The organism is Streptomyces sp. NPDC045846 (genome assembly GCF_056431605.1).
In genome coordinates this window covers 1-6289 of sequence record NZ_JBWKKJ010000044.1, presented here as the reverse complement: position 1 = coordinate 6289, position 6289 = coordinate 1, and the positions used below count along the sequence as shown (strand labels likewise).

Below are 6289 nucleotides of genomic sequence, written 5' to 3'. Positions count from 1 at the left end.
TCAGGACCTGTTGAGGTGCTGGACCGGCACCTGCACCACCTGCGGCCACCCACTCACCGCAAGCAGAACCAGAGCCAGAACCTAACGAAGCACTAATAGGCCCAGTCCACGCCCAGTTCCCGCAGCGCGATGAGTTGCTCGCCGGTGAGCTTGTCGCGTCTGGCGCGGGTGTTGGAGACCCATACGCCGAGCTTTGTCTCGGTCCTGTCGGGCAGAACCTCGACCGCTTTCCTCGGGACCGGCCGGTCCGCGGCTTCCCGTTCGACCCACTGGGCGAGGGCGGTCAGGCCACGTTGGAAGGCTTGCTGTGCTTTGCTCGGGCCCTTTGCCGCGCCCCGGGGCGCGGGGGCGGGAGACGGCGCCTGGGCGGGTTGTACGCCCAGTCTGGAGAGCCGTTCCTGTTGCTCGGTGGACAGCCGCTTCCAGTTGCGCGGCTTCTTCTGCTGCTGGAGCCATCGTCCGAGGTCGTCTCCTTCGAACTGCACGCCGGGTTGGATGTCGGGGAGCTGGCCGTGGGGTTCGTCGGCGGCGAGGTCGGCGAGGATTCGGTAGTGGCGTTGCCAGTCGAGTGGCCACGGGCAGTTCCAGTCCGGGTCGATGGCGGTCGGCTGCACGGACCGCACTGTGGCCCGCTCCTGGTCCTTCCCGAGGCCGCCCTTGCGGCGGAGGTTGGCCATGTGCTGGCCGACCGGGACGATGCCCTCGGCTTCGCTCTCACCCCAGACGGCGTTCTGGCGGGGGGCGAGATGTCCGGTGGCCTGCCGGTAGGAGCGGAGTGCGGCGAGCTTGTTCTCCCACGCTTCCTCGCCCGGCTCCCAGACCATCCCGGCCTCTGGCAAGTCGAGCAGCGTCTTGCGCCGCTCCTCCAGCTCCCCGGCCCGCAGCGCCTTCCGCTGCTGGTGGACCCATCGGCCAAGCGGAAACGCCTTCGTCGCCCCGACTTCGACCTCCACGTCATAGGGCACGGCGTAGACGCCGATGATCTCGTTCTCCGCACGCCACCGCAGCAGCGCCTGGTGCTTGCCGCTGGCGAGCGCGCGGGAGGCGAGCTGCTCGACCAGACGCTCATCGTGCGAGCGCAGGCCCTGGAGTACGGCCACGAGCGGCTTGAAGCTGGCGGAGGCGACCATGTCGGTCGGGTCCTCGCCGGGCTCCAGGAACACCGGCACGACGATCCGCGCGACCTTCATGGAGCCGTCGCGGTTGAGCCTGAGCGCGCGGCCGATGTTCTGCGCGATCTCGACCTGTGAGCCGCGGGTGTCGGCGAAGCGGACGGCCTCGACTCCCCGTTCGCCGGTGATGTCGACGCCTTCTCCGAGGACGCGGCAGCTGGCGAGGAAGGCGCGGTGGACCCGGCGGCCGGCCTCGAGCTCGTAGAACTCCGCGTCGATCGACTAAGCGGGGAGCCGGTCCGCGGCCGCCAGGTCGTCGGAGGCGTCGTTGATGTACAGCTCCGCAGCCGGCTGGGGCAGCTTCTCCGCGAACGCGGCGGCCTCCTACACCTTCTGGTGGAAGGTCATGACCGTACGCAGGTTGTACGCCGCGGCGTGCTCCAGGATGGCGGTCTGCAGCAGGGCCAGGCGCCGGCCGCGCTGTGCTTCCTCCGATTCCCCGAGGACGGGGGAGGGGTCGCGGATCTCCAGGACGTCGATCTCGAGCGCGGCGAGGATCTCCCGCTCGATCGCCTCCGAGAGCCCGAGTTCGGCCAGCCACGGGCCGTAGGTCTGCGAGTCCTGGCCCAACGAGGCGATCTCCAGCTCTTGGCCGTCCTTCCCGCGCTGCGGGCGGGGCGAGGCCAGGATGCGGGGGGTGGCGGTGAGGTAGAGCCGGAAGTCGTCGGGGATGCGGGCGTTGTCGTGGATCGCCGCCCACGGCCTGCCAAGATCGCCTGCGGTTGAGTGGGCCTCATCGATGATGGCGAGCGAAAAACCGTCCATCCGCTGCCCGTACAGGCGCTCTCCGCCCGCAAGAGCGGCCTCCAGCGGCCCGCGAGTGCGTCCCTGACCGTCGGGTCGTCGAAGTCCTCGCGGTCCACGATAGAGGCGTACGTGGCGAATACGATGACCGGCCCGTGCCCCGCCCACAGGGCCAGCTGGATCGGGTTGGTGGTGGTGCGCACCCCCAGCTCGTTCAGCACGGGGTCGTTCTCCAGTGAGCACACGGCGACCAAGGGGGAGCGGTGACCCACCGCCCGCCATGCTTGGGCGGTCTGCACGAGCAGGTCCAGGGTCGGCACGGTGACGAGGATCCGGCCGCCCTGGAAGCAGTTGTCGTCGGTCAGCGGAACTGAGCAGTCGTCGGGCTTCTGGCGTGGTGTTGTGCAGTTTGGTTGAACGAGGTGCGGGTCTGGTGGCTCATTGAATCTGCGCAGAGTCCGGGGCACGCGAGCGTCTGGTCTGCGGAGTTTCCAACTCCGGGCAACGTTGCGCAGGTTGGTTGAGTGGTGGGCAGTTTCACTGGTCCTTGGTATGTGGCGTGTGTTTGCTGCTTGTTGTGGCGGACGCCGTCCAGCCCGAACCGGCCTATGGATCCGGCTACGCAGGTTGGTTGAGTACTGCGCAGTTTCACCGATCCGCCGACAGCCGGCATCGACGGCTCTGGGATCGTCCGGAGTCCGGCATAGGCCAAGATCCAACGAGTTTACATGCTGCATCATCAGCTGCCCCGTCTCCTGGGGGGAGGCGGGGCAGCAGGACGCGTGAGGGACCTGGACGTGAGGGAACGGGCGCCGGGCCGTGCCCGCCATGGTAGGGAGCCGTCCATGGCATGATCTGCTTCTCGCTGCCGTGTACTGGGGGGTTCATGCGTTCATTTGTGGTGTCTGGCGTGTTCGTTGTCATGCTGGCTGCGCTGTCCGGCTGTAGTGAGGGCGGCTCCAACCCGGCCGTTTCTTCTGGCTCGGCTTCAACGGCTTCTGCCGGCGGGGAGGCCGACTGCGATGCGGCGCATCTGAAGGTAAGCGAGCAGGCGAAGCCTGCGGTGGGTTCGCACGCGGATCCGCCGCGGGAGTTGAACGAGAAGCAGGTGAAGGCCTTCGAGGCCATGGTGAAGGTCATGGATGCGAACCCGGGCTGCTTCTCTGCCGCCCAAGTTGAATCAACCAAGGAGGGGCTGGCTGACGCGAAGCGGCTGGCTACAAGCCTTCCCTCGGCCTGGCCCACCAAGTCCTCCTGACCACAGAGCCCCCCGGCACCGGCCCCTCTGTGCAGCTGGGGAGCCGGCGGGGGAGTGCAGTGCTCTCGGCCGGTGGCGGTAATTTCCTTTGGGATCTGCTGATTGGGCTGGTTAGGATCGGGGGGCTCTGGGTGCTCGCAAGCTTGGGGCTTGGCAGTGGTGGTTTCACTGCCGAACGATGGCCGTGCCTGTCTGCCGTCTGCGTGACGGGGGGTCCGTCTTATGGCGGGCGGCTGCCGTGTACCGCAATCCGACGCCAGGGGAGTTTGGGCGGTCGGCGAGGACATGGGGTTGGGACGGGTTGATGGATCGCGAATCGGCATTGAAGGCGGCGGACAAGTACCTCCGCAATGCCGCGCACTCGAGGCGAGGTGATGTCATCTTCCGCGAGGTTGCCTCAGAAGTGGACGGCTGGCTGGTCGTTGACTGGGGCAAGCCGGACGTCCCGGAGCCGGGTCCCGAGGAAAATGTTGGCTACCAGCCGATCATTGTGAATCTGGCGACTGGTGAAACCCGCTCAGCCAACGTCAATGACATGTTCCTTTGGTGACGGCGCTACCCGGCCCCTGATACCGGCCTCTCGAAAAACGAGTCGGCCTGGTGAACCGAGATGCGGCCTGGGATACTCGGCCGTATGGCGCCTCAGTTTCGCCGGTTGGGTCAAGAAGCGGTGTGGGTGCCAGCCGCACGCGTGACATGCGAGCGATGTCTTCGCGAACCCGCCGGAATCATTTTCCAGGGAACAGACACCCCCCTGCCCGGTAACCGGACCGGCCGCGGAGCGGGCCTGGGGCCCTGGACGCGAAGCCGTAAAGCCCGGGGCGGGGGAGCGCAGCGAGTCCGCACAGCCGAGCATCGCGAGGCCAAGTCCCAAGTGAACCGCGGGCCTGTCCCTGCGGCGTCTCGCCGTCCCCCGACAGGCCGGCCCGCGCATCACGCTGCCTTGCACAAGGCGGCAAGCCCTCGCCATGCCAATGCCTGAGGAGCCGTCAGTGGTGCCCACACGGGCTGACCGCTTTTGGGGCGCTGCCTGTGTCTGTGGGGGCGGGGGGCGGGTATACGGGCTTTACTTCCTATGAGAGGGGCTTGTCGTGCTTGGCATAGTCGCGGCAGTGCTGTTCTTCATCGCGTTCCTCATCAATGCGGCTGATATCAGCACTAATCACACGTTTTCGTCAGTCAACGTCATGCTTCTGGGGCTGACCGCGCTGGCTCTGCATGTTTCGGGAATCGGTAGTACTTGGTCCCGCAGGCGCTGACCCGACCCAAGTCACCAGAGCCTGCAGAGGCCGGCCGGAGAGACGGAAGCAACTGCCTCCCGGCATCCCTGGCGCAGGGGCCAGTGGTGGTACTTCAGGCTCTACGACGAGACCAGCCCCGTTGGACCTAGCCAGCCCAGCCCGCGGAGCGCAGCGGACCCGCCAGGCCGAGCAATGCGAGGCAACGGCGGTGCGCAGCACCGCAGTTCACCGGAGACCGGGCCCGGTTCAATGGGTCCTTTTGCAGTCGGTTGGGGCCTCTCTCGTACCTGGGTTTGGTTGTGCCGGGGGTGGGTGTGTTCAGGAACGTGGACCTGGCCTCCGGCTGGTGCCGGGGGCCAGGTCGCTGTGGTTCGTGGGCGGGTTGCCGGGTGTGGGTCAGCTCACATCGATGGCGTTCAGGATTGCTTCTTCGACGTGGTCGGCGGCGTTGCGGTGGCCGAGGGCGTTGGGGTGCACGAAGGACGGCTGGCCTGAGGCGGTGAGGATGCCTTCGACCCACTTGGCGTCGTCGCAGACACTGTGGTTGTGGGAGGAGGTGTAGAGGTCGATGAAGCTGGCGGCCTTCTGGGTGACGGTCGAGTCCTGGATGGTCTTGTTGAGGGGTTCCAGGACGTCCTTGCGCAGCCAGTCAAGATCGCCGGGGGTGATGGTGGCGAACTGCGTGAAGTTGCCGTAGCTGCACTTGGAGGTGTCCTTGGGGATGATCGTGGGGTAGCCGACGGTCAGGATTTTCGCCTTCGGGCCGCGCTTGTGGAGCACGGTGAGCATCCGGTCGTATTCGTGGCGCACGTTCTTCAGCCGGGTCGGGATGCCGGCGGCCAGGGCGTCCTTGCACGGGGTGCCCTTGCCGTCGTTTTCGCCGCCCAGCGTCGTGCACTTGTTGAGGAGGTCGGCGAAGCCGAGGGTGTTTCCGCCTACGCCGACGGTGATGACGTTGGTGTCGGGGCTTACCGCCTCGGACTGGGGCGGCACCGCGGGGAAGGGGTAGTCCGGGTCCTGGGAGATGGGCGGCAGGTGACGGCCGATCGGGTGCTGGGGTGTGTCGGTGACGTTCTCGATGGTGGCGGCGCCGCAGCTGACGTTCTTCAGGTCGAGGAGACCACCGAGGTCCCGGTCGATGACCTGAGGGTAGGACCGGTCGGTGCGCTCGCAGCCGTCACGCGGGTAATCGATGGGGTGGCCCGCGGCCTGGATCGCGCCGGCAGTGTAGGAGTCACCCAGGGCGACCCACTGCGGTTCCTCGGCCGCGGCGGCGGGTTGGGCCCCGGCGAACTGCGCGGGGACAAGAGCGCCGGCGGCGAGAGCCGCGGCCGAGCCGAGCAGGGCCAGACGGGTACGGAAACGTGCCACGAATCCTCCACGGATGGGGTGTTGGCGTCGCTTTAACCCTAAAGAGGCCATCACTCAACGCACTAGATCCAATACAGCCAGTACTCAACAGATTGCGGGATGCGTCTGTGTGGGGGACATGGGCCCGACCCATCGACCAGGCACGCTCGTTTCGAGATCATCTTGTTGCGACACATGCTCAATACGGAGAGCCCCCTGACCGACTGGATGGCCCCGGCCCGAGATACACGCTCACGGTGACTGTCCTGTTCTCGATAGCCTCCACCCCGCAGAGCGGGCCCGGGCTTGGAGGCGAAGCCGGAAAGCCCCGAGTGGGGGAGCGCAGCGAGCCCACCCGCCGAGCAACGCGAGGCCAAGTCCCAAGCGAAGCGCGGGACTTCACAGCCCGACAGGGCTGGCCGAGCAAAGCGAGGCAACTGCCATGCGCAGCATGGCAGTTCACCGGAGTGAGCGCAGCGAACCCGGTGAACCGCCCCGCGAAGCGGGGCGGTTCCCTGCTCAGC

4 protein-coding genes and 1 pseudogene are annotated in these 6289 nt (G+C 67.0%); 3 read left to right on the top strand and 2 right to left on the bottom strand.

From position 1 onward, the window contains the following. Positions 1-92 precede the first annotated feature (92 nt). A pseudogene (locus AC07F3_RS42225) lies at positions 93-2266 on the bottom strand (helicase associated domain-containing protein); the annotation flags it as partial. A gap of 536 nt (positions 2267-2802) precedes the next feature. Between AC07F3_RS42225 and AC07F3_RS42220 the strand changes: the two are divergent. The 3 genes from AC07F3_RS42220 to AC07F3_RS42210 all read left to right on the top strand — a co-directional run bounded on the left by AC07F3_RS42220 (position 2803) and on the right by AC07F3_RS42210 (position 4433). After that, the gene (locus AC07F3_RS42220) at positions 2803-3174 is read left to right on the top strand and encodes a hypothetical protein (protein ID WP_479120420.1); all 372 of its coding nucleotides are present in this window, start codon (positions 2803-2805) and stop codon (positions 3172-3174) included. A gap of 304 nt (positions 3175-3478) precedes the next feature. Further along, positions 3479-3724, top strand: a complete 246-nt coding sequence (locus tag AC07F3_RS42215) for a hypothetical protein (protein ID WP_479120419.1) — start codon at positions 3479-3481, stop codon at positions 3722-3724. Between the two features lie 562 nt (positions 3725-4286). Further along, positions 4287-4433 carry a hypothetical protein gene (locus tag AC07F3_RS42210; protein ID WP_479120422.1) on the top strand — a complete coding sequence of 49 codons (147 nt, stop codon included), beginning with the start codon at positions 4287-4289 and terminating at the stop codon, positions 4431-4433. A 378-nt stretch (positions 4434-4811) separates the two neighbouring features. On the opposite strand, the gene AC07F3_RS42205 is transcribed toward AC07F3_RS42210, so the two are convergent. After that, a complete protein-coding gene (locus AC07F3_RS42205) occupies positions 4812-5786 on the bottom strand; it encodes an SGNH/GDSL hydrolase family protein (protein WP_479120418.1) in 975 nt (324 codons plus the stop codon). Between the last annotated feature and the right edge of the window lie 503 nt (positions 5787-6289).